A 21,601-nucleotide genomic window follows, 5' to 3' on the forward strand; every position below is an offset into this window, starting at 1 on the left:
CGGCACGCGCGGGCGGGCAGCTCTGCACGCACCCACCTCTGCACGCACCCGCCTCTGCGCCTCCTCCCGCCCGCACCGGCCCCGCGAACGGCGGCACCTCTCAGGCTCTGGCGGCGGGCGCGGCGCGGCGGAGGCCGACGGCCGCGCCGGGGATCGCGGCCGCATGGCCGACCGCCGCCAGGAAGAAGCCGTTGCCGGTGGCCACGTCGACGACGAGGCCAGCGAGCGCGCCGAGGGCGAAACCCGCCCAGGCGCCGACGAGCGCCCCGAGCAGTTGCCGCCCGCTCGGCGCCCGCCCCCGGGCCAGGGCGACGGCCACGATCAGCGCGATCAGGGTCACGGACACAGTGGGCATCAACATGCCTCCACCGTCCCGCCCTCGGCGACGGCCCCGCATCGGGGACTTCCCCTACGGCCCCCTGCCTCGTCCCCTAGGGGCGTTGCCCGTGCCTCAGTGCACCTGCGCGGGCGCCCCCTTCAGCTCCCCGCTCACCGCCCCCACCGAGGCCAGCGCGGCCGACGCCGCCGAGGCCGCGCGCAGGTCGAGGCGGCCGGCCGTGCCGCGCAGGCCGTGCCGCACCTCGTCTGCGGCGAGGGCGGCCAGCTGCGGCAGCAGGTCGGTGCAGCGGCGCAGCACCCAGCCCGTACCGGCGGTGGCGAGCCACGCCAGCGAGGCCGTACGCGACGGTGGCGGCCGTTCTGCCGTGAGGGCGGGCGCAGGGCCCAACTCCCGACCGGACAGGCGCAGTCGCTCGTGGAAGCGAACGGCCAGCGCACGGTGCCCGGCTTCGCCGGGGTGCAGCCGGTCCGCGCTCCACATCGCCCGGTCGGCGACCCACGCCCCGTCGGCCGCGTGCAGGTGGACCGCCCCGTACCGCTCCGACAGGGCGTGCACCACGGTGTTGACGGCGCGCTGCCTGCGGGCCAGCGGGCGGGCCAGGGCGCCGGGCAGGCCGAGCAGCGCGCCCGGGTCCGGCAGGCAGGCGGTGAGCAGCAGGGCGCCGCGCTCCGCGAACGCCCCGTAGACCCGGTCGAGGCGGGCCGTGACGCGGTGGATGTCGAAGGTGCAGCGCAGGGTGTCGTTGACGCCGACGACGACGGAGACGAGGTCGGGCTCGAAGGCCAGGGCCTGCGGCGTCTGGCTCGACCACACGTCCCGGGTCTGCGCGCCGCTGACCGCGAAGTTCCGGAACCCCACGGGCACTTCGGGCGGGGACAGGCTCTCCGCGAGCAGGGCCGCCCAGCCGCGCCAGCCCTCCCCGTCGACCGCCGGATCACCCACACCTTCGGTGAGCGAGTCCCCGAGCGCGGCGAACCGCACCGATCCGCCGGTGCTGCCCGGCAAGGCGGCGCCGCCCTCGGCAGGCCGCGCACGCCGCGCGCTCCCCGGCACCACGACGCCTCCCCCGACAGCCTCTCTGCCCGCTCTCACACCGCACCCCCCGCACCGACAGGAACGCCCACCTGTCCCCGCACGGCCCCGTGCGCCGCGAGGAACGCCGCCACCGAACGGTCCCAGCCAAAACCCTCCGCACGCGCGCGTGCGGCCCGCCGACGCTCGGCCACGGGCCGGTCGAGGAGCGCTTGCACGGCATCGGCGAAACCGGCTCCCCCGAGCGCGGAAGCACCTGCCTCCCCGAGCGAGACAGCACCCGCAAACCCCGCACCGCCCCCGACACCCTCCACGCCATCCACGCCGTCCACGCCGTCCACGCCGTCCACGCCGTCCACGCCCACGATCTCCGGCAGCGCCGACACCGCGCTCACCACCACCGGCGTCCCGCAGGCCAGCGCCTCCAGTGCCGCGAGCCCGAAGGTCTCCGCGGGCCCGGGCGCCAGGCACACGTCGGCCGTGGCCTGCAACGCGGCGAGTTCCGCACGGTCGGCGACGTGCCCGAGGAACGTGACCGGCAACGCACGCGCGCGTGCCCGTCGTTCGAGGCGACCGCGCAGCGGCCCGTCCCCGGCGACCACGAGCCGCGCCCGCAGCCCGCGCTCCACCAGGGCCTCCAGGCAGTCGAGCGCCACACCGGGCCGCTTCTCGACCGAGAGCCGCGAGCAGAGGACGAGCAGCACCTCCGCCACGCGCGCGTGCCGCTCCCGCACCTCCGCGTCCCACAACTGCGGCCGGCAGCGCTGCAGGTCGACGCCCAGCGGCGCCCGTACGACATTGCGCGCCCCGATGCGCCGGAACTCCCGCTCGGCCCACGCGGTCGTGCACACCACGCGCGCGTAGGCGTGCGCCGTACGGGAGTTGAGGGCGTCGGCGAGGCGCCGGGCCGGGGACGAGGGGACGCCCCAGGTGCGGAGGACGCCGTCGGCGGTCTCGTGGGACACCATCACGGACGGCACCCGCGCCCGCCGCGCCCACTCGCCGGTCCAGCGCAGCGTGGTGCGGTCGGACACCTCCAGGCGGTCCGGCTCCAGCTCTTCGAGGAGCCGCCGCAGCGGGGCGCGGTCGGCGAGCACCCGGTAGCCGCCGCTGCCCGGAAGGACCGGCCCCGGCAGCGTGACGACCCGGCCCTGCTCCGTCCGCCGGTCGTCGTGCCGCTCCCCCGGCACGACGAGCACCGGCTCGTGCCCCGCGGCGAGGTAGCCGGCGCCCAACTCCCGTAGCGCCGTGCGGAGTCCGCCGGAGCCGGGCGTCACGAAGTTCGCCAGCCGCACGATCCGCAGACCCGCGCTCATGCCGCGCCCCTCTCTCCGCGCAGATCCTGTCGGGCTTGCCGGAGCAGTTCGCGTCGCGGTTCCCCCCGCAGACCCCCGCGGGCCGCTCCCCCGAGCGCGGAGACTCCCGCCGAGCGCCCGTCGAGCACCGTCTCGTAGTGGTCGATGAGCTGGTCGCCGACGGCTTCCCAGGTGCGCCCCTCGACGGTCGCGCGCCCGGCGGCGCCGTACGCCGCGCGCAGCGCAGGGTCGGACATCAGGGCCCAGACCGCGTCCCGTACGGCGGCCGCGTCGTCCGGCGGGACGAGCAGGCCGGTGCGGCCGTGCGCGACGAGGTCGAGCGGGCCGCCCGCCGCGGGCGCGACGACGGGCACGCCGCTGGCCATGGCCTCCTGCACGGTCTGGCAGAACGTCTCGTACGGGCCGGTGTGCACGAAGAGGTCCAACGAGGCGAAGATACGGGCGAGTTCGTCGCCGGTGCGGCGGCCGAGGAAGACGGCGCCGGGCAGCGCGGCCCGCAGCGACGGCTCGCTCGGCCCGTCCCCGACCACGACCACGCGCACCCCGTCGAGCCCGCAGACCCCGGCGAGCAGGTCGACCCGCTTCTCGGGCGCGAGCCGCCCCACGTACCCGACGAGCAGTTCGCCGTCGGGCGCGAGCCTGCGGCGCAGGGCGGGGTCGGCGTGCTCGGGCCGGAAGCGGACGGTGTCGACGCCGCGCGGCCACAGGTGCACGCGCGGGACGCCGTGCCGGGCCAGCTCGTCGCGGGCGGCGGTGGAGGGCGCGAGGGTGCGGTCGGCGGCGGAGTGGACCGTACGGATGCGCCGCCAGGCGGTGGCCTCGCCTGCGCCGACGTACATCCGGGCGTACCCGGCGAGGTCGGTCTGGTAGACGGCGACGGCGGGGATACCGAGGCGGGCGGCGGCCGCCATGCCGCGCGCTCCGAGCACGAACGGGCTTGCCAGATGGACGAGTTCGGCCCGGTGGTCGCTGAGCGCGGCGGCCACGCGGCGGCTCGGCAGGGCCACGCGGACCTGCGGGTAGCCGGGCAGCGGCAGCGAGCGGACGCGGAGCACCGGGCAGGGCCCGTCGGTGTCGGGGGGTGCGCCGGGCGCGGCCGGGGCGACCACGAGCGGTTCATGGCCGCGGCGCAGCAGGTGGCGGACGGTCTGCGTGGCGCAGTGGGCCACGCCGTTGACGTCGGGCGGGAAGGATTCGGTGACGATGACGACACGCATACGGGTGTTGTCGTCGGCCCCGGCGTGGCCACGTCAACGTGGATCTTTCCGCCCGCGGAACGTCCCATGAGCGTTCCGGGCCCGCGCAGGGCCCGGCAGTCGTCGGCGGGGAGTCCGGCCCCTGAACGCCGGTTGTCCGGCGAGGAGTCCGGTCGTGGGCCTCCGGTCAGACGGCGGAGGCGTCGGGCCCGATCCGGCTGCGTACGGCCGTCTGGACCTCGTCCTCCTCGGCCGGGTCGGCGGCGAGCCTGCGGAGCTGGTCGACGACGCGGGAGTCGCCGGTCGCGGCGGTGCGCGCGGCGACCTCGCGGGTGGACTCCTCGCAGTCCCAGAGGCACTCGACGGCGAAGCCCGCGGCGAACGACGGGTCGGTGGCGGCGAGGGCGCGGGCGGCGCGGCCGCGCAGATGGGACGAGGCGGTCTCGCGGTAGACGTGGCGGAGCACGGGCGCGGCGCAGGCGATGCCGAGGCGTCCGGCGCCGTCGACGAGGGGCCAGAGCGTGCAGGCGTCGGGCCCTTCGGTGCGCACGGCCTCGCGGAGCGCGCCGAGCACCAGGCGGGCGTCGTCGGCGCCGCCTCGGCAGGCGAGGACGCGTCCGGCGGCGGCGCCGAGCTCGTCGGGCCGGCCGGCCCAGGCGCGGGCCTGCCGCAGGGCGTCGTCGCCGCGCATCCGCTCGAAGGCGTCGACGGCGGCCTCGACGACGGTCCGCGAGCCGTCGGCGACGGCGGCGGCGATCAGGTCGAGTACGCGGGGGTCCTGGGCGTCGGCGAGGTAGCGCAAGGAGGTGCTGCGGGCGCCGTCGCCGCCGGCCCGGGCGGCGAGCAGGATCTCGTCCCGGTCCTCGGGTCCGGCGACGGCGCCGAGGCAGCGGGCGGCAGACACATGCAGTCCGGCGCTGCGGCCGACGGCCTCCTCGGCCCAGTCGAAGACCGCTCGTACGCTCCAACCGGGGCGTGGGCCCGTGGAGTTGAGCTGGCGTTGCCACTGCGCGAAGGAGCCCTGCTCGCGGGCGGCGCGGACGCGTTCGGCGAGGTCGGGGCGGACGCCGTCCTCGGTCCACAGCCGCCAGGGCCGCGGCTCGAAGGCGTCGCGCACGGCGGCGGCCAGTTCGGCCTCGCCCTGAGGGGTGCGCGGGAAGCGGGCGAGCACGGGTTCGGCGAGGGCGCGCAGGGCGTCGTCGTCGTCACGCACGGCCAGTTCGTCCAGGGCCCAGGTCCAGTTGCTGCCGGAGGCCGCGTACCGCCGCAGGAGCAGCAGGGCGTCCTGCCTGCCGTACGAGGCGAGGTGGCCGAGGACGGCGAGGGCGAGGCCCGTGCGGGTCTCGTCGGTGTCCAGGACGTCCGCCGCGCAGAAGAGGTGCCGCTCGATGCCGTCCAGCTCGCCGTGCAGGTCGAGGTAGAGGCGGGCGTAGTACAGGGAGCGGTTCTCGACCTGCCAGTCGTGCCGTGGGTCGCTCAGGACGCACTGATCGAGGGCCTCGATGGCCTCGGAACGGGGTGCCGTGAGCGCGTGCAGCGTGCCGTCGCCGCGGCCCCGCTGGAGCAGGCCGAGCAGAGTGCCACTGGGCGCTATGACCGTGTCGAACATGGAAAAAGCCTCACATCAAGCTGTCGACGTAACAGGGGATCGTGCATTACCTGCCGGCGCAACAACACGTGTGGCCGTCCGTCGTCCTGTGCTTGTCGTAGACCATTTTCCTCTGCCTCTCGTCGTGGCCCGGAACGGGCCGCTCACGGCCCGCGTGCTGCAGCGTCTGCCCAGCAGTCGTGTCCGTGAATCACGACGTCATGATGGACCAGCGGCTTCGGCGGCCGCGACCAGATTTCTCGCTGCTCGCGGACCGCCCGGGCCGCCTCGCGGTGGAGCGCGCGGTGGAGCGCTCGGTCACCGCACGGCGAACGGCTCGCTCACTCCGCGTCGAAGAGCTCGAGCAGTTCCGTCTTGCCGAACATGCGGGCCGTGTCGACGGCGGACGGGGTCCCGGCGGCCGGGTCGGCGCCGCCTTCGAGGAGAGCCTTGATCACTTCGTCCTCGCCCTTGAAGACCGCGCCGGCGAGCGGGGTCTGGCCCCGGTCGTTGACCCGGCCCGCGTCGGCGCCGCGGGCGAGGAGGGCGCGCACCGCGTCGGCGTGTCCGTGGTAGGCGGCGAGCATGACGAGGGAGTCGCCGCGGTCGTTGGTGAGGTTCACCGGGACGCCGGCGTCGACGTAGGCGGCGAGCGCCTCCGTCTCGCCCTGCCGCGCGAGATCGAAGATCTTCGTGGCGAGCTCCACGACCTCCGGATCGGGGGCGTCAGTCATCGGCAGGACCGCCTTTCGCTGTGAGCAGTGAGCAATGAAGCACTGAGCAGGGGCGACGACCACGAGGTGGGCCGTACGAGTGAATCGCCAGCGTACTGCCCCTGTCGGTACAGGAACGCGTACGCCCGGGCGGGGCTGAGCCGAGGGCCAAATCAGCGAATTCTGTGGAATTTCACTCGCTTGCACCTTTTGTCGTATGGATACATCCTGTGAGCCTGGAAGAACTCATGGTGACTGTCCCCATCAACCAGGAGAAACCCTCATGATCCTGTCCATCTCGGGCGTAGTGCTGCTCGGCATCATCGTCTTCCTCTTCTTCCGCAAGGACGGCCTCAAGGCATCGCACGCCCTGGTCTGCGCGCTCTTCGGCTTCTACCTCGCGGGCACCGCCATCGCCCCGAGCATCAAGGCGGGCGGCCAGAGCCTGGCCAGCCTGCTCGGCGGGATCAAGTTCTGACCTTCCGGCACGAACCGCGCGACAACTCCAGGAGACAGACGTGGCCAGGCGACCACTCCCCCGCATCCTCACCGGCGGCACCGCTTCCCTCGCCAGGAGCAGAGAGCTCGCCAGGACGGCCGCCGACAGCGCCACCGACGTCCTCCACCCCCTGATCGTGATCACCAGGGGCCTGCGCCGCCTCGCTGCGGCAGGGCGGCGCAAGTGGACCGAAACCCCGAAGGACCGCAGGGGCCCGCTGATCTTCCTCGTGGCCTCCGTGATCCTCGTCGTGGCCCTCGTCCCGTACGGGCCGCTGCTCGCCCTCGGCACGCTCCTCGCGACCGCCGCATGGCAGGGCCGCGACCGCACGCCGGTGCAGACGGGCCCCGACGAGGCGCACGTGGCCCGGCTCCGCTCGCTGTACGAGGCGCTCGTCCCGTACTTCTCGGTGGCCGAGGACCCGAGCCCGCTGTACGCGCACGGCGGCGAGTGGGAGAAGGCCTTCGCGGCGTACGACTTCGACGACGACAACCGGATCACCCGGCTGGTCCTGCGCTACCCGGCGTACTTCACCGACGGCGAGGCTGAATCACGCGCCCGCATCGAGCAGTTGCTGCACGCCAAGTCGGGGCGCGGCCGCGAGTACCACTTCGACTGGGACGAGGAGGGCAACCAGCTGACGGTGACCGTCCTCGACCCGCTGCCCACCGACATCGCCGCGCAGCGCTTCGTCACCGCGCCCGGCGAGACCGTCCTCGGGTTCACCGACAAGACGTCCGTGCAGCGCACCCTGCCGGTGACGGACGCGGCGGACGAGCAGCGGGACGTGCCGCCCGTGGTGTGGCGCACCGGCATCCGCTCCACCGAGCCGCATCTGCTGGCGGTCGGCCAGCCCGGCAGCGGCACGACCTCGCTGCTCCGCTCGATCGCCGTGCAGGCGCTGCAGCACGGCGACGTGGTGATCGTCGAGGGCGCCGGCACCGGCGAGTACGCGTGCCTGGTCGGCCGGCCGGGCGTGCTCGCCGTGGAGTGCGGCCTGTCCGGCGCGCTCGCCACGCTGGAGTGGGCGGCCGGCGAGACCGAGCGCCGCCTGATCGCCGCCAACCGCGCCCGGCAGGCGGGGCAGCCCACGCCCGAGGACTGCAAGCGCCCGCTGTGGATCCTGCTCGACCGCCCGAGCGTCCTCGGCCATCTGGCCGCGGCGGACGGCGTCGGCGACCCGCAGACCCTCCTCCAGGTGCCGCTGCGGCACGGACGCGCGGCGGCGGTGACGGTCGTCGTGGCCGAGCAGTTCGACAGCCTGGACGCACTCCTCGACCCGGTCCGCCAGCACACCCGCGCCCGCGTCGCGCTCGGCCCGGCGACGCCCGCGCAGCTCGCCGACGTCCTCGGCACGGCGCCACGCACCACACCGACCCCCGACGTCCCGCCGGGCCGCGGCTACGCCCGCCTCGGCCCGGGCCCGGTCCACCGCCTCCAGGTCCCGGCCACCCCGGACCCGTACGACGACGCCACGAGCGAGGCACACCGCAGGGCCGTCCTCGAACTCCTCCCGGAACGCTCGGCAACGAGCGAGCCGGAGCCGGCGATCGCCGAGGGATAACGCCCCGGAAAGGGGCGCGCCCAACCACGACGACCCAGCAGCCGACCGCCGACCGCAGCAACCCCCGCGACCGCCCGCCGCCGAAGAACAACGCCCCAAAGGGGCGCGGGGAACTGCGCGCCCAGCCACAACCACGCAGCAGCCGACCGCCGAGCGGCAACCCCCGAGGCCGTCCGCCGGCGAGGACTTTCGGGAAGGGGCGGGGAGGGGAAAGCACCCGCGCCAACCCCGCCACGAGCCGGGCCCCGCGCCCACCGCCTCCGGCCCCCGTCGGCCCCTCGCCCCCACGACGACGTCGACCTCCCGGGCACACGGCAACCCCAGCTACCCCGCCACAGCCGGGCCCGCCCGCCCGCAGTTCAGGCCGCGACCGTCTGCCAGGCCCTCCGCCCGCCCACCGACCGACGACACCGGCAGGCAGCGCGGGCGGCCGCTCGCGGAGGGCGCGGCGGGATCGGGAGCGAGGGCCGGGCCGGCTGAACACCCGCCGCCCACCCCGCACTTCACGCCACGAACGTCCGCGGCGCCTCCGCCCCCGTGCCCGCGCCCGAGGCGACCAGGCGGGCTGCGGCTGCCAGGCGGGTCGCCGCCTCGTCGGCCACGGCTCCGCCGACCGTGAACGGGAGCCGTACGTACCCCTCGAAGGCGCCGTCGACGCCGAAGCGCGGGCCGGACGGGACGCGGACGCCGACGCGTTCGCCGAGTTCGGCCAGGCGCGAGCCGGACAGGCCGCCCGCCCGCACCCACAGCGTGAGCCCGCCGCTCGGCACCTCGAACTCCCAGTCGGGCAGCTCGCGCCGGACGGCGGCGATCAGGGCGTCGCGGTTCTCCCGGGCCTGTCCGCGCCGCAGGCCGACGGCCTCCTCCCAACCGCCGGTGTTCAGCAGCCAGTTGACGGCGAGCTGCTCCAGGACGGGGGTGCCGAGGTCGGCGTACGCGCGGGCCGAGACCAGGCTGCGGATGACCTCGGGGGCGGCCCGGACCCAGCCGATCCGCATGCCCGCCCAGAACGCCTTGCTGGCCGAGCCGACCGTGATGACGGTGGCGCCGCCCGGGTCGAAGGCGCAGACGGGGCGCGGGAGTTCGAGGTCGTCGTCGAGCCACAGCTCGGACATCGTCTCGTCGGCGACGAGCACCGTCCCGGCCGAGCGGGCCGCCTCGACGAGCGCGCGCCGCTGGGTGTCGTCGGGCAGGGCGCCGGTCGGGTTGTGGAAGTCGGCGACCACGTACGCGAGCCGGGGCGCCGAGTCCCGCAGCACCTGCCGCCAGCGGTCCATGTCCCAGCCGCTCAGCCCCTGGGCCATGGCCACGGGCACGAGCCGCGCCCCCGCCTCCCGCATCAGCTGCAGGATGTTCGCGTACGAGGGCGACTCGACGGCGATGCGCTCGCCGCGGCCGGCGAAGAGATGGCAGATGGCGTCGATCGCGCCCATCGCGCCGGTGGTGACCATGATCTGCTCGGGCATGGTCGGGATGCCGCGGGCGCTGTACCGGTCGGCGATCGTCTGCCGCAGCGCGGGCAGCCCCGCCGGGTAGTCGCCGTGGGTGTGCGCGTACGGCGGCAGCTCCTCCAGGGCGCCCTGCACCGCGCGGGTGAGCCACGGCTCGGGGGCGGGAAGCGCGGCGCAGCCCAGGTCGATCATCGAGCCCAGCGACTCCGGCGGCAGCGGTTCCAGGCCGCGCGCGGGCAGCGGGTTCCCGGCGGGTACGGCGGTCCAGCTGCCGGCGCCGCGGCGGGACTCCAGGAAGCCCTCGCTGCGCAGCGCCTCGTAGGCGGCGGCGACGGTGGTGCGGCTGACGTTCAGGGCGACGGCCAGCTCGCGCTCGGCGGGCAGCCGGGCGGCGACGGGCACACGGCCCTCCAGGACGAGCAGCCGGATGCCGTCGGCGAGCGCGCGGTAGGCGGCCGGGCGGCGTCCCGTGCCGGCCGGGCGGTCCTGCTGCGAGGCGATCATCCGGGCCAGCTGTGCCGAACCGACCGCCGAAGTCCACTGCGCCATCGAGACCAGTCCACCTTCCTCGAATTGGCCATGGTTGGCTCTGCCTGACAGGCCACAGAGTGTCATGGGTCAGGCAACTGGCACCACACCCGTCCCCTTCCAGACCTTCCAGGGAGCACACCTTGTCCGAGTCCCCGAGCGCACGCGGCCGCCAACTGCCGCGCCGCCTCGTGCAGTTGTACGTCGGGCTCGCGCTGTACGGCGCGAGCTCCGCACTGCTCGTACGCGCCGGGCTCGGCCTCGAACCCTGGAACGTCCTGCACCAGGGTCTGGCCGAGCGGACCGGTCTCACCATCGGCGTCGTCTCGATCGTCGTCGGCGCGGCCGTGCTCCTGATGTGGATCCCGCTCAGGCAGCGGCCCGGCCTCGGCACGGTCTCCAACGTGTTCATCATCGGCCTCGCCATGGACGGCACCCTCGCCCTGGTCCCCGACGCCCACGGCCTGGCCGTCCGCGTGCCGCTCCTCGTCGGCGGCATCGTCCTGAACGGCGCGGCCACCGGGCTCTACATCTCGGCGCGCTTCGGCCCGGGCCCGCGCGACGGTCTTATGACCGGGCTGCACCAGATCACGGGCCGCTCGATCCGGCTGATGCGCACGGCCGTCGAGGTCGCCGTGGTGGCCGTCGGCTTCCTGCTCGGCGGCACGGTCGGCATCGGCACGGTGGCGTACGCGCTGGCCATCGGCCCGCTCGCCCAGCTGTTCCTGCGCGTCTTCGCCATCCCGGCGGCGGGCTCCGGCAGCACCGTGGTCGCCGGGGCGCAACCGAAGCGGGCGATACTGCGACGGTGAGCACCGTCCAGCGCCCCCGGCACCCCTACCTCGACGCCCCGGCCCCGATCGCCTTCGCCCACCGCGGCGGCACGGCGGACGGCCTGGAGAACACCGCGGCCGCCTTCCGCCGCGCCGTCGACTCCGGCTACCGCTACCTGGAGACCGACGTCCACGCGACCGCCGACGGGAAACTCGTCGCCTTCCACGACGCGACCCTGGACCGGGTCACCGACAGCGGCGGCAAAATCAGCACCTACAGGTGGGCGGACGTGCGGCACGCGCGCGTGGCGGGCAAGGAACCGGTGCCCCTCTTCGAGGACCTCCTCGAAGAGTTCCCCGAGGCCCGCTGGAACGTCGACATCAAGGCGGAGCCCGCGCTCCTGCCGCTGGTCGACCTCATCCGCCGCACCGGCGCCTGGGACCGGGTCTGCGTCGGCTCGTTCTCCGAGGCCCGCGTGGCCCGCGCACAGCACCTGGCCGGACCGCGCCTCGCCACGTCCCTCGGCACCCGCGGCGTCGCGGCCCTGCGCCTGCGCTCGTACGGCGTCCCGGCCGCGCTCCGCCGCTCCGCCGTCGCCGCCCAGGTGCCCGAGACGCAGTCCGGGGTACGGGTGGTGGACCACCGCTTCGTACGGACCGCGCACGCGCTGGGACTCCAGGTGCACGTGTGGACCGTCAACGACCGGGAACGGATGGCGGCACTCCTGGACCTCGGCGTCGATGGCATCATGACCGATCATCTCGGGACGCTGGTCGAGGTCCTGAAGGAGCGCGGCGCCTGGGAGCGGTAGCCGGGGGACCCGCCGCGCTCGACGGTCTACGGGGACGGCGAGGGGGCTGAGGTGGGCGCGGACACCGTGCGGCCGAAGGACAGCGGCGAGAACGCGGAACGGCGGCGCGAACAGCGCGGCTGGTACTTCTACGACTGGGCCGTCTCGGTCTACTCGACGAGCGTCCTGACCGTGTTCCTCGGCCCCTATCTGACCTCGGTCGCCGAGTCGGCGGCGGACCCGGACGGATTCGTGCACCCGCTGGGCATCCCGGTCAGGGCGGGCTCGTTCTTCGCGTACTCGGTGTCCCTGTCGATCGTCGTGGCCGTCCTCGTGATGCCGCTGGCCGGTGCGGCGGCCGACCGCAGCGGCCGCAAGAAGCCGCTCCTCGCGGTCTCGGCGTACCTCGGCGCCGGGGCGACGGCCGGACTCTTCTTCCTGGACGGCGACCGCTATCTGCTCGGCGGCCTGCTCCTGGTCGTCGCGAACGCCTCGCTCGCCGTGTCCATGGCGCTCTACAACGCCTACCTCCCGCAGATCGCCGAGCCCGACGAGCGCGACGCGGTCTCCTCCCGCGGCTGGGCCTTCGGCTACGCGTCGGGTGCGCTCGTCCTGATCCTCAACCTCGTCCTGTACAGCGCGCACGACTCGTTCGGCCTGGACGAGGCCACCGCCGTCCGGATCTGCCTCGCCTCGGCGGGCCTGTGGTGGGGCGCGTTCACGCTCGTACCGCTGCGCCGCCTGCGGGACCGGCGGACCGCACCGGCCGACGGCGCCGCCCCCGCGATCGGCGGCTGGCGGCAGCTCGTGTCAACGCTGCGCGACATGCGCCGCCACCCGCTCACCCTCGCCTTCCTCCTCGCCTACCTGGTCTACAACGACGGCGTCCAGACGGTCATCTCGCAGGCCTCGATCTACGGCTCCAAGGAACTGGGCCTGGACCAGACGACGCTGATCGTGGCGGTCCTCCTGGTCCAGCTGCTCGCCGTCGCCGGCGCCCTCGGCATGGGCCGCCTCGCCCGCAGCTACGGCGCCAAGCGCACGATCCTCGGCTCACTCGTGGCCTGGACGGTGACGATCGGCGCCGGGTACTTCCTGCCGGCCGGGGCGCCCGTCTGGTTCTTCGTCCTCGCCGCCGGCATCGGCCTGGTCCTCGGCGGCACCCAGGCCCTCTCCCGCTCGCTCTTCTCCCACCTGGTCCCGCCCGGCAAGGAGGCCGAGTACTTCTCCGCGTACGAGATGAGCGACCGCGGGATGAGCTGGCTGGGGCCGCTGGTGTTCGGTCTGACCTACCAGCTGACGGGCAGCTACCGGGACGCGATCGTCTCCCTGGTGGCGTTCTTCGCGCTCGGCTTCGCGCTGCTCGCGCGGGTCCCGGTGCGGCGCGCGGTGGCCGCCGCGGGCAACCCCGTGCCGGACCGGATTTAGTGCCGGAGGGCAAAGGCCGGTAGTGTACGCCTTTGGCCTGCCGGACGGACCGTTCCTGCGCGGTAAAGAACGAACAACGCTGGGTGACATCTCCTTGCAGATGTGACAAAGCGGGCGCCGGTGGGTAGAACAAGGGGCGGCTACGACGGCGACGCATGACCCGGAACGGGAATCTTTACCGCCGACCGGACGTTGACCGGATGACGACGACAGCGACACCTGTCCTGTGGGCGACAAGCCCGGGAGGCACGATTCATGAGTGAGCGAGCTCTTCGCGGCACGCGCCTCGTGGTGACCAGCTACGAGACCGACCGCGGCATCGACCTGGCACCGCGCCAGGCCGTGGAGTACGCATGCGAGAAGGGGCACCGCTTTGAGATGCCCTTCTCGGTGGAGGCCGAGATCCCGCCGGAGTGGGAGTGCAAGGTCTGCGGGGCCCAGGCACTTCTGGTCGACGGCGAGGGGCCCGAGGAGAAGAAGGGCAAGCCCGCGCGCACGCACTGGGACATGCTCATGGAGCGGCGCACCCGCGAGGAGCTGGAGGAGGTCCTGGCCGAGCGCCTGGCCGTCCTGCGTTCCGGCGCCATGAACATCGCGGTGCATCCGCGCGACAGCCGCAAGTCCGCGTAACTCCGCGTACCCAAGGCGACTGAAGCAAGGAGCCGTGGCTCGCGAGCACAGCACATGTGCCCGCGTGCCACGGCTCTTTGCCGTACCCGGAGCCGGGTCTTCGCCGTACCCGGATCCCGGTGCGGCTGGACGGACGGCAGATGGACGGCAGATGGGGACGACAGATGGGACGGCAACGGCCCGGCGGGCGCGGGCGGGTCCGCGCGCTCCGGGCCGTCCGCCGCGTGAGGGCTCAGCCGGTGAGGGGCGGGCGCGGGCCCTGGTCGCGCGGCTCCTCGGGGGCCCTGTCCTCGCGGATCACGTCCTCGCGGATGACCTCGCCCTGCACGACCTTGCCGTCGGGGCGGTGGATACGGGCCTGTTGGAAGGCGTTCTCGAACGTGCCGGGGCCGGCCTTGCTCATCCGGCGCTCCATGCTCCGCTCGACCCGCTTGGTCAGCAGCGCGCGCACCGGCGGCAGCAGGAGCAGCAGGCCCGCCACGTCCGACACCAGGCCGGGCAGCATCAGGAGCAGGCCGGCGACCATCGTCAGGGCGTTGCCGCCCGCGCGGGGGTTGCGCTCCGGCGTCTCCCCGCGCTGGACCTGCTGGAGCTGTTCGGTCCAGCCCTTGAAGGCCCGGCGCCCGGCGCGCTTGATCACGACGCCGCCGAGCACGAGCCCGGCCACGAGCAGCAGGAACACGGTGAGCCCGCCCCAGGCGGAGGACACCTGGGTGAGCAGCCAGATCTCGAGCACCATCCACGCGGCGATACCGAGAGGCACGTACCTGCGCAGCTTGGAGCGCGGGGCCGGACGGAGGGGCGGAGACGGAGTGCCGGTGGTCATACACCCAGTGTGCCGAATGCGGCGTGCGAGGCACATAAGCGGGGGCGCCGAAGATCGGCGCCCCAGATACGAGACGAGAGCCCGCCGGGCCTGCCGCGGCGGTGAGTTGCGGTCAGCGCTTGCGGCCGAGGAGCCGGCCGATCCGGCCCGCGCGCTCCTCCACGCCCCAGGCGGCGACCCGCCACAGCGCTTCGAGGGCGATGTCGCGGCTCATCTTGGAGTCGCCGTACTCGCGCTCCACGAAGGTGATCGGGACCTCGATGACGTGGTAGCCGGCCTTCAGGGCGCGGCGGGCGAGGTCGATCTGGAAGCAGTAGCCCTGTGAGGAGACCTCGTCGAGGCCGAGGCCTTCGAGAGTCTCCTTGCGGAAGGCGCGGTACCCGCCGGTGACGTCGCGCAGCGGCACGTCCAGGAGCAGGCGGGAGTAGAGGCTGCCGCCGCGGGAGAGGACCTCGCGGGACTTGGGCCAGTTGACGATCCGTCCGCCCGGCACCCAGCGCGAGCCGAGCACGAGGTCGGCGCCCTTGAGCGCGGTGAGCAGGCGGGGCAGTTCCTCGGGCTTGTGCGACCCGTCGGCGTCCATCTCGACGAGGACGCCGTAGCCGTGCTCGATGCCCCAGCGGAACCCGGCGAGGTAGGCGGCGCCGAGGCCTTCCTTGCCCTTGCGGTGCAGTACGTGGACCTGCTCGTCCTCGACGGCCAGTTCGTCGGCGAGCTTGCCGGTGCCGTCGGGGCTGTTGTCGTCGGCGACGAGCACGTGGGCCTCGGGCACGGCGGCACGCACCCGGCTCACGATCGGCTTGATGTTCTCGGCCTCGTTGAACGTCGGAATGATCACCAACGCTGTGCCGAGCGGGCCGTACTGCCGCTGACCGCCGTCCTTCACTGCTGCCCCTTAAGTCCGTACGCAGATGCTCCACCATAGTGGTCTGGGGCTACCGAGCCGTAGGTGCAGGGGGCTGGTGTCGGCGGGGAGGCGTCGCGGGGCTGCGGATCGGGGCCCGGCGCCCTTCGGGCCGACCAGGGACCCGCTGGCTGCGGGTCGACCGAAAGCCGTTGTCTACTGAGCGTCCGGGCCCCACCCGGGTCACACCTGCCGACCGGGGGGTGCCTGCCCGCGCCCCCGAGGCGCTGGCGCTGGACCTGGCTCCCAGTGGTGGTGTTCCGGTGCGGCACACCACCCCATGGCCCAGCGGCGTCGACGGCTGCGTGGAGGTTCCCGGTCGAACGTCCTGTGGTGGACCCGGCCGAACCTACCCGCCCCGGTCCGCCGTCTGTCAATAGCCGTCTGACCAGCCGCGTTCGGCCAAGTCCCCTGCTCAGTACGGAGGATACGCAGGTCGCACCACCGTCCGGCGGGCCCCGTCCGGCGCTGCCGCTCCCCCGTACATCACCCGCCCGGCCGTACGAACACGGTGCGGCCGCCGACCACCGTCCGCAGGCAGAGCGGGAGTTCGGCGCCGGGGCTCAGGTCGGGCAGGCCGGGGGTGCCGGAGCGGGGGTCGGTGGACCAGCGGGCGACGCGGTCGTCGGGGGCCTGGACGACCAGTTCGTCGGCGCGCCAGACGGCGTAGTCGGCGGGGGCTCCGGGCACGAGCACGCCCGCGTCGTCGCGGCCCATGGCACGCCAACCGCCGCGCGTGTGGGCGGTGAAGGCGGCGCGTACGGAGACGCGGTGGTCCAGGGTGCGGTGGAAGGCGGCGGCGCGGACGGTGCCCCACGGGTCGAGCGGGGTGACGGGGGCGTCGGAGCCGAAGGCGAGGGGGACGCCCGAACGCAGCAGTGCCGCATAGGGGTTGAGGGTGCGGGCGCGGTCGGCGCCGAGGCGGTCGGCGTACATGCCGTCCTCGCCGCCCCAGAGCGCGTCGAAGGCGGGCTGCACGGAGGCGGTGAGGCCGAACTCGGCGAAGCCGGCGACGGTTTCGGGGGTGAGCATCTCGGCGTGCTCGACGCGGTGCCGGGCGGCCCGGACGCGTTCGACGCCGAGCTTGTCGGCCGCGGCGCGCATGCCGTCGACGACGGCGGTGAGGGCGGCGTCGCCGATGGCGTGGAACCCGGCCTGGATGCCCGACTCGGTGCAGGCGACGACGTGGGCGGCGACGGCGGCCGCGTCCAGGTAGGCGGCGCCGGTGTGCGGGGCGTCGGCGTACGGCTCGTGCAGGCAGGCGGTGTGCGAGCCGAGGGCGCCGTCGACGAACAGGTCGCCGGCCGCGCCGATCGCGCCGAGGGCCCGGATGCGGTCGGCGTCGGCGGGCGAGGCGACCTGCTCGGCCCAGTAGCCGAAGACCCGCGGGCCGGGCTCGCTCGCGGCGAGGCCGAGCAGGCCGATGAAGTCGGACTCGGAGGAGATGGTGGGGCCCGCGCACTCGTGCAGGCTGCCGATGCCGAGGGACGCGGCGTGCCGGAGGGCGGCGCGCTGGGCGGCGGTGCGCTGCTCCTCGCCGATGGCGGCCTGGGCGGCGGCGCGTACGGCGTGGTGGGCGTCCTTGGTGAGCGGGGCGTCCGGTTCGTAGCCGGGCAGGCCGGTGACGCCGGGGACGAGGTCGAGGAGCGCGGTGGTGACGACAGCGGAGTGGACGTCGATCCGGGAGAGGTAGAGGGGGCGTCCGCCGGCGGCCTCGTCGAGCTCGGCGCGGGACGGCGGGCGGCGCTCGGCCCAGCGGGCGGCGTCCCAGCCGTGGCCGAGCAGCACCGGGTCGTCGGGGTGGGCAGCGGCGTGGGCGCGTACGAGGGAGAGCGCCTCGTCGAGGCCGCGGGCGGTGGAGAGGTCGAGGCCGGTCAGCGCGAGGCCGGTGGCGGTGGTGTGCACGTGGGCGTCGGTGAACGCCGGGGTGACCAGGGCGCCTTCGAGGTCGACGACCTCCTGTACGCCGCTCGCGAAGGCGTCGGCGGCCCCTTCGGATCCGACCCAGGCGATGTGCCCGCGCTCGACGACCATCGCGGTGGCGAAGGGGTCGGCGGGGCTGTGGATGTCTCCGCCCCGCAGCAGGACGGTGCGGTGGCCGTCGTCGTCGGCGGCCGTGGAGGGGGTGGTGCGCTCACTCATGGGACCAGTCTCGCGCGTGCGCGGGGGTGCTCCGCGCACGGGGTGCGGGTCCCGCCCCTGCCGGTCCTCAGATCCGCGGGGGGCGGGCCTCGTACGGCGTGGAGAGGACGACCGTGGTGCGGGTGGAGACGCCGGCCAGGGAGCGGACCCGGCTGAGGAGGTCCTCCAGCTCCAGGGGCGTGGCGACGCGGACCTTCAGGATGTAGTTCTCGTCGCCCGCGACGCTGTGGCAGGCCTCGATCTCCGGGACGCCGGCGAGACGTTCCGCGATGTCGTCGGGTGCGCTCGGGTCGAAGGGCTTGACCGAGATGAACGCGGTCAGCGGCAGGCCGACCTCCTCCGGGTCGACGACGGCCGCGTACCCGCGGATGACGCCGCGCTGTTCGAGCCGGCGCACGCGCTGGTGCACCGCCGACGTGGACAGGCCGGTGGCCTTGCCGAGGTCGGTGTAGCTCATCCGCCCGTCCTTGACGAGCAGCTGCACGATCTGACGGTCGAGCTCCTCCATGCCCTGAACCTACAGGGCCGTGATCCCCGGGGACACCCGGCGTCCGCTGGGCGGATGGCCACGGGCGCGGCGAGGGGGCGCGGAGGCGCGCGGAAACCGGCGCCGGGGCGCGCAACTGCCCACCGCCCGGCGGCGTCTGACCGGTAGACAGCGAAATGGGGGCCTGTCGTACGGCGGTTCACCGCGTTGCCCCGCGGACGAACCACTGAGCGGACACGCGTTTCCACAGCCCGGACGGTTACGGCCCGACGACTCATGTGACGAACGCCACAGGTTTATGGGACGAGTCCGCAACGTGGACGCGATTACCCGCACGACGAGACGGGCAATGCTTGCTGTGGCCGAGGCCACAGCGCCCGGCGGCCCACCCGAGGGGGAGAGTCCCATGCAGAGTGTGAAGCGCCCTGGCCGCACTGCCCGGAACCGGCAGCAGCCGGTCGTCGAGCCCGTATCGGAGGGCGTCGAACCCGGCGCCGACGACGCCGACGAGTTGTTCGACACGTACGACACCTTCGAGATGTACCGGTTGATCTGCCCGGACTGCGCTCAGCCCATCGCGCTCCTGGCGGACGAGGACGTCCTGCCCGAGCACGCCAAGTGCCCCACTCCCTGGAACCCGTTCGGGCTTCAGGTCTGCTCCGGCACGGGCCGTTCGGCGGCGGACGCCCGCCCGGCCGACGAGAACGTCGAGGCCCAGGAGCAGGACACCGCCCTGCTGTTGACGCTCCCTCAGGGGCTGGACTGGCGTACGCAACCGTTCTCCCATGTGGGCGGCCCCGGATCGCGGCCCATCAAGCCGGCGCAGCTGCACCGCGCGGCCTGAGCGCCGCCGCTCACGACAACAGCGGCGCATCCGCCGCGGATTGACGCCCGCTCAACTCCAGTAGCTGCCCTGCACCATGGCCGCGAGGCTGTCGTGGTGCAGGATCAGCCGGTCCGGGTCGTCGGGCACGGCGGCCTCGCCGAAGTGGACCTGGCGGTACGCCACGCGCAGCATGACGACGGCGTGCCGCAGGGCCGCGTACAGGGTGTAGAAGTCCATCGCGCGCGGGGTGTGCCCGGTGAGCTCGGCGTAGCGGGCCTCGATGCGGTCGCGGCGGAGGAAGTCCGGCAGTCCCGGCTGGCCGAAGGAGACGGTCAGGTCCTGGAAGAAGCGGTGCAGGTAGACGGTCCAGCCGAGGTCGACCTCGCGCGGGGCGAGCGCCGCCATCTCCCAGTCGAGCACGGCGGCCGGGGTGAAGCCGTCGTAGACGATGTTGCCGATGCGGGCGTCGCCCCAGTTGAGGACGGGTGCGCCCGCGTCGTCGGGCCAGAGTTCGGCGAGCCGGTCGAAGGCGCGCTCGATGAGCGGTGAGCGCGGTCGGCCGTCCACCACCCAGGCGTAGTACGCCCGTTGGGCCTCGACGTGCCGGTGCAGTGCGCTGCCGTCGCCCGGCAGCTCCAGGAAGCGGGCCTGCTCGACGGGGAACCGGTCGTGCAGCCGCGCGATGATCCGCAGTGTCGCGTCCTCCAGGCCCGCGCGTTCGGCGTCGCTCGCGGCGTGCAGCCAGTTGCCCTCGTACGTGTAGGGCATGACGTCGGGCGGAACGCGGCCGTCCACGCGTTCCATGACGAAGAAGGGCGCGCCGAGCGGGCCGGGGTCCTCCTCCAGCCACAGCACGCGCGGCACCGGAATCCCGGTGTGCTCGCCGACCAGGCGCATGGTGTCGTACTGCCGCCTCATGTCGTAGACCGGGAAGATCGTGTACGCGTCCGGGTCGGCGGCGAGGCGCAACGCGCAGGCGCGCAGGGGCGGGCGGGGGTGGTCGAGGTCGAAGAGGAGGGTCTCGCTGGACATGCCGTTGGACTCGGGCACGGTCACCGCGGTGGCGCGGGCGCCGGGCAGGCGGGTGTCGAGCCAGGCGGCGAGGCGGCGGGCGAGCTCCTCCGGGTCGCGGGTGGTGGTGCGGGGCCGGGGTGCCGTGGCCATGGTCGAACTCCCTTCGGCGTACGGGCGGTTGGCGGGTCGTACGACGCTCAGGGGGCGACCGAGTCGTAGCCGGTGAAGCCGCTCGGGTCGTGGCGGCCGAAGCTGCCGTGCTCGAAGATGCCGTGGCCGATCCGGCCGTCGAGGGTGAAGCGGGCGGCGTGGTCGGTGACTCCGTACGCGGCGAGTGGGTGGGCGGCCGGGTCGGACAGGTCGTAGCTGCGGCGGTCGGTCCAGCCCCGGCCGCGCCAGGTGCCGTGCTGCCAGTCGTCGGCCGGCGGGTAGCCCGCGCCGACGGCGAGCGGGGAGGAGGCCAGGACCTCGACGCCGAGTTCGAGGGGTTTGCGGGCGGGGTCGGTCAGGTGGATCACGGCCCGCTCGGGGTGGCGGGTGCCGGGCCGGTACGTGATGTCGGTGTGCGGCCAGCCGAGTTGGACGTCGCGGTGGCCGTTCCGTACGAGGAGCGCTTCGTTGAGGGTGCGGTGGCCGTCGGCGTCCTCCTGGACGATCACCATCAGGAACCGGTCGTCGAAGGCCACGGGCACCCAGAGCCAGTGGAAGCCTTCCGGCCGGTGTTCCTCTGCGGCGCGTCCGCCGTCCTCGCCGGGGATCGGGCGGACGCCCCAGCTCCGGTCGCGGGTCGCGGTCCACTCCCCCGGGGCCACGGCGATCTCCTCGCCGCCGACGCGGATGGTGCCGTGCGGCCGCCCGGCCTGCACGAAGCGGCGCCCTTCCAGGGTGAGCCGGTCGCCGCGCCGCTGGGTGTGGTGCGGCTCCCAGACGGCCGGGTAGTCGGCGTTCCACTCGATGTCGTACGCGAGGGAGTCGGGCCCGTCGGCCTCGCAGCGCAGGCGGATGCGCTGGAGGGGGCGGTCGACGGTGAGGCTGAGCGGGCCCACGGCGAGCTGCTGCATGCGGTCGTGGCCGAGGGCGTCCGAGGCGCGTACGGCGTGCAGGGTGTCGCCGATGCGGAGGGTGGCGTAGGCGTCGATCACCCCGGTGTTGGGGTAGACGCCGAGGCCGAGGATGAGGAGGGCCCGGCCCTCGTGGTCGAAGACGTGGAAGATGCAGCGGTCGTAGGCGTTCCGGTCGCTGGTGGCGACGTGCTTCATCGACAGCGGGACCTGGTGGACCGGGTATTCGTCGAGCGGTACGGGACGGTCGTCGGCCATGGCTCGCCTCCCTGGACGCACAGCGATGGGCGTCGCACGGAGGGGTGCGGCCCCCGGCGGCGCAGATGACGGTACGTCAGTTCTGGGCTCCGGGGCCAGAGTTGTGCGGTGATGGGGGGCGTTCGTCGGAGGTGGAGCGGGTGCTCGTCGGTCGGCGGCGGGGCGTTCGTCGGGCAGGGGTGGGGCGTTTCGGGTGGCGGGGGTGGGGCGTTTCGGGTGGCGGGGGCCGGGTCG

Annotated in this window: 20 protein-coding genes; 7 read left to right on the top strand and 13 right to left on the bottom strand. The window is 74.2% G+C overall.

Annotated features, from left to right (window positions below):
* Positions 1-100: 100 nt before the first annotated feature.
* From ACIDOF_RS36005 to ACIDOF_RS36030, 6 genes are all read right to left on the bottom strand, one after another.
* Positions 101-361, bottom strand: a complete 261-nt coding sequence (locus ACIDOF_RS36005; RefSeq protein WP_409010466.1) for a hypothetical protein — start codon at positions 359-361, stop codon at positions 101-103.
* A 90-nt stretch (positions 362-451) separates the two neighbouring features.
* Positions 452-1,345: an SGNH/GDSL hydrolase family protein gene (locus ACIDOF_RS36010; RefSeq protein WP_409010467.1), complete on the bottom strand. Its 894-nt coding sequence runs from the start codon at positions 1,343-1,345 to the stop codon at positions 452-454.
* An 83-nt stretch (positions 1,346-1,428) separates the two neighbouring features.
* Positions 1,429-2,688, bottom strand: coding sequence for a glycosyltransferase (locus ACIDOF_RS36015; RefSeq protein ID WP_409010468.1), 1,260 nt, complete (start codon positions 2,686-2,688; stop codon positions 1,429-1,431).
* Complete coding sequence (locus tag ACIDOF_RS36020; protein ID WP_409010469.1) at positions 2,685-3,905, bottom strand: glycosyltransferase family 4 protein; 1,221 nt, start codon at positions 3,903-3,905, stop codon at positions 2,685-2,687. Before ACIDOF_RS36020 ends, ACIDOF_RS36015 begins: the two co-directional genes overlap by 4 nt.
* A 166-nt stretch (positions 3,906-4,071) precedes the next feature.
* Positions 4,072-5,493 (bottom strand): HEAT repeat domain-containing protein, encoded by a 1,422-nt coding sequence (locus ACIDOF_RS36025; RefSeq protein ID WP_409010470.1) that lies wholly within the window; start codon positions 5,491-5,493, stop codon positions 4,072-4,074.
* A 320-nt stretch (positions 5,494-5,813) separates the two neighbouring features.
* Complete coding sequence (locus ACIDOF_RS36030) at positions 5,814-6,206, bottom strand: ankyrin repeat domain-containing protein (protein ID WP_409010471.1); 393 nt, start codon at positions 6,204-6,206, stop codon at positions 5,814-5,816.
* A 262-nt stretch (positions 6,207-6,468) separates the two neighbouring features.
* Between ACIDOF_RS36030 and ACIDOF_RS36035 the strand changes: the two genes are divergently transcribed.
* Positions 6,469-6,663 (top strand): hypothetical protein, encoded by a 195-nt coding sequence (locus ACIDOF_RS36035; RefSeq protein WP_266598445.1) that lies wholly within the window; start codon positions 6,469-6,471, stop codon positions 6,661-6,663.
* Positions 6,664-6,703: 40 nt separating this feature from the next.
* The gene (locus tag ACIDOF_RS36040) at positions 6,704-8,248 is read left to right on the top strand and encodes a hypothetical protein (RefSeq protein ID WP_409010472.1); all 1,545 of its coding nucleotides are present in this window, start codon (positions 6,704-6,706) and stop codon (positions 8,246-8,248) included.
* 503 nt (positions 8,249-8,751) lie between these two features.
* On the opposite strand, the gene ACIDOF_RS36045 is transcribed toward ACIDOF_RS36040, so the two are convergent.
* A complete protein-coding gene (locus ACIDOF_RS36045) occupies positions 8,752-10,248 on the bottom strand; it encodes a PLP-dependent aminotransferase family protein (RefSeq protein ID WP_409010473.1) in 1,497 nt (498 codons plus the stop codon).
* A 122-nt stretch (positions 10,249-10,370) separates the two neighbouring features.
* On the opposite strand from ACIDOF_RS36045, the gene ACIDOF_RS36050 reads away from it, so the two are divergent.
* The 4 genes from ACIDOF_RS36050 (at position 10,371) to ACIDOF_RS36065 (ending at position 13,849) form a co-directional block, all read left to right on the top strand.
* Complete coding sequence (locus ACIDOF_RS36050) at positions 10,371-11,039, top strand: YczE/YyaS/YitT family protein (RefSeq protein ID WP_409010474.1); 669 nt, start codon at positions 10,371-10,373, stop codon at positions 11,037-11,039.
* Entirely contained in the window at positions 11,036-11,812 is a 777-nt protein-coding gene (locus ACIDOF_RS36055; RefSeq protein ID WP_409010475.1) for a glycerophosphodiester phosphodiesterase, read from the top strand. Before ACIDOF_RS36050 ends, ACIDOF_RS36055 begins: the two co-directional genes overlap by 4 nt.
* Before the next feature lie 51 nt (positions 11,813-11,863).
* The gene (locus ACIDOF_RS36060) at positions 11,864-13,219 is read left to right on the top strand and encodes an MFS transporter (protein WP_409010476.1); all 1,356 of its coding nucleotides are present in this window, start codon (positions 11,864-11,866) and stop codon (positions 13,217-13,219) included.
* Between the two features lie 255 nt (positions 13,220-13,474).
* Complete coding sequence (locus ACIDOF_RS36065) at positions 13,475-13,849, top strand: RNA polymerase-binding protein RbpA (protein ID WP_409010477.1); 375 nt, start codon at positions 13,475-13,477, stop codon at positions 13,847-13,849.
* Between the two features lie 232 nt (positions 13,850-14,081).
* Here the strand turns inward: ACIDOF_RS36065 and fxsA are convergent, their stop codons facing one another.
* The 4 genes from fxsA to ACIDOF_RS36085 all read right to left on the bottom strand — a co-directional run bounded on the left by fxsA (position 14,082) and on the right by ACIDOF_RS36085 (position 18,229).
* Positions 14,082-14,675, bottom strand: a complete 594-nt coding sequence (fxsA, locus tag ACIDOF_RS36070; RefSeq protein WP_409010478.1) for an FxsA family membrane protein — start codon at positions 14,673-14,675, stop codon at positions 14,082-14,084.
* Positions 14,676-14,787: 112 nt separating this feature from the next.
* Positions 14,788-15,561 carry a polyprenol monophosphomannose synthase gene (locus ACIDOF_RS36075; protein ID WP_409010479.1) on the bottom strand — a complete coding sequence of 258 codons (774 nt, stop codon included), beginning with the start codon at positions 15,559-15,561 and terminating at the stop codon, positions 14,788-14,790.
* A gap of 504 nt (positions 15,562-16,065) precedes the next feature.
* Complete coding sequence (locus ACIDOF_RS36080; RefSeq protein ID WP_409010480.1) at positions 16,066-17,721, bottom strand: amidohydrolase; 1,656 nt, start codon at positions 17,719-17,721, stop codon at positions 16,066-16,068.
* Between the two features lie 67 nt (positions 17,722-17,788).
* The gene (locus ACIDOF_RS36085; RefSeq protein WP_282512828.1) at positions 17,789-18,229 is read right to left on the bottom strand and encodes an Lrp/AsnC family transcriptional regulator; all 441 of its coding nucleotides are present in this window, start codon (positions 18,227-18,229) and stop codon (positions 17,789-17,791) included.
* 385 nt (positions 18,230-18,614) lie between these two features.
* Here ACIDOF_RS36085 and ACIDOF_RS36090 point away from each other — a divergent pair, with 385 nt between their 5' ends.
* Positions 18,615-19,052, top strand: coding sequence for a hypothetical protein (locus ACIDOF_RS36090; RefSeq protein ID WP_409010481.1), 438 nt, complete (start codon positions 18,615-18,617; stop codon positions 19,050-19,052).
* A gap of 51 nt (positions 19,053-19,103) precedes the next feature.
* On the opposite strand, the gene ACIDOF_RS36095 is transcribed toward ACIDOF_RS36090, so the two are convergent.
* Together ACIDOF_RS36095 and ACIDOF_RS36100 are read right to left on the bottom strand one after the other, a co-directional pair.
* A complete protein-coding gene (locus ACIDOF_RS36095) occupies positions 19,104-20,198 on the bottom strand; it encodes a phosphotransferase family protein (RefSeq protein WP_409010482.1) in 1,095 nt (364 codons plus the stop codon).
* A 47-nt stretch (positions 20,199-20,245) separates the two neighbouring features.
* Positions 20,246-21,367, bottom strand: a complete 1,122-nt coding sequence (locus ACIDOF_RS36100) for a hypothetical protein (protein ID WP_409010483.1) — start codon at positions 21,365-21,367, stop codon at positions 20,246-20,248.
* Positions 21,368-21,601 lie beyond the last annotated feature (234 nt).

Origin of the sequence: Streptomyces sp. Da 82-17 (assembly GCF_046098215.1) — a bacterium.
GTDB lineage: Bacteria > Actinomycetota > Actinomycetes > Streptomycetales > Streptomycetaceae > Streptomyces.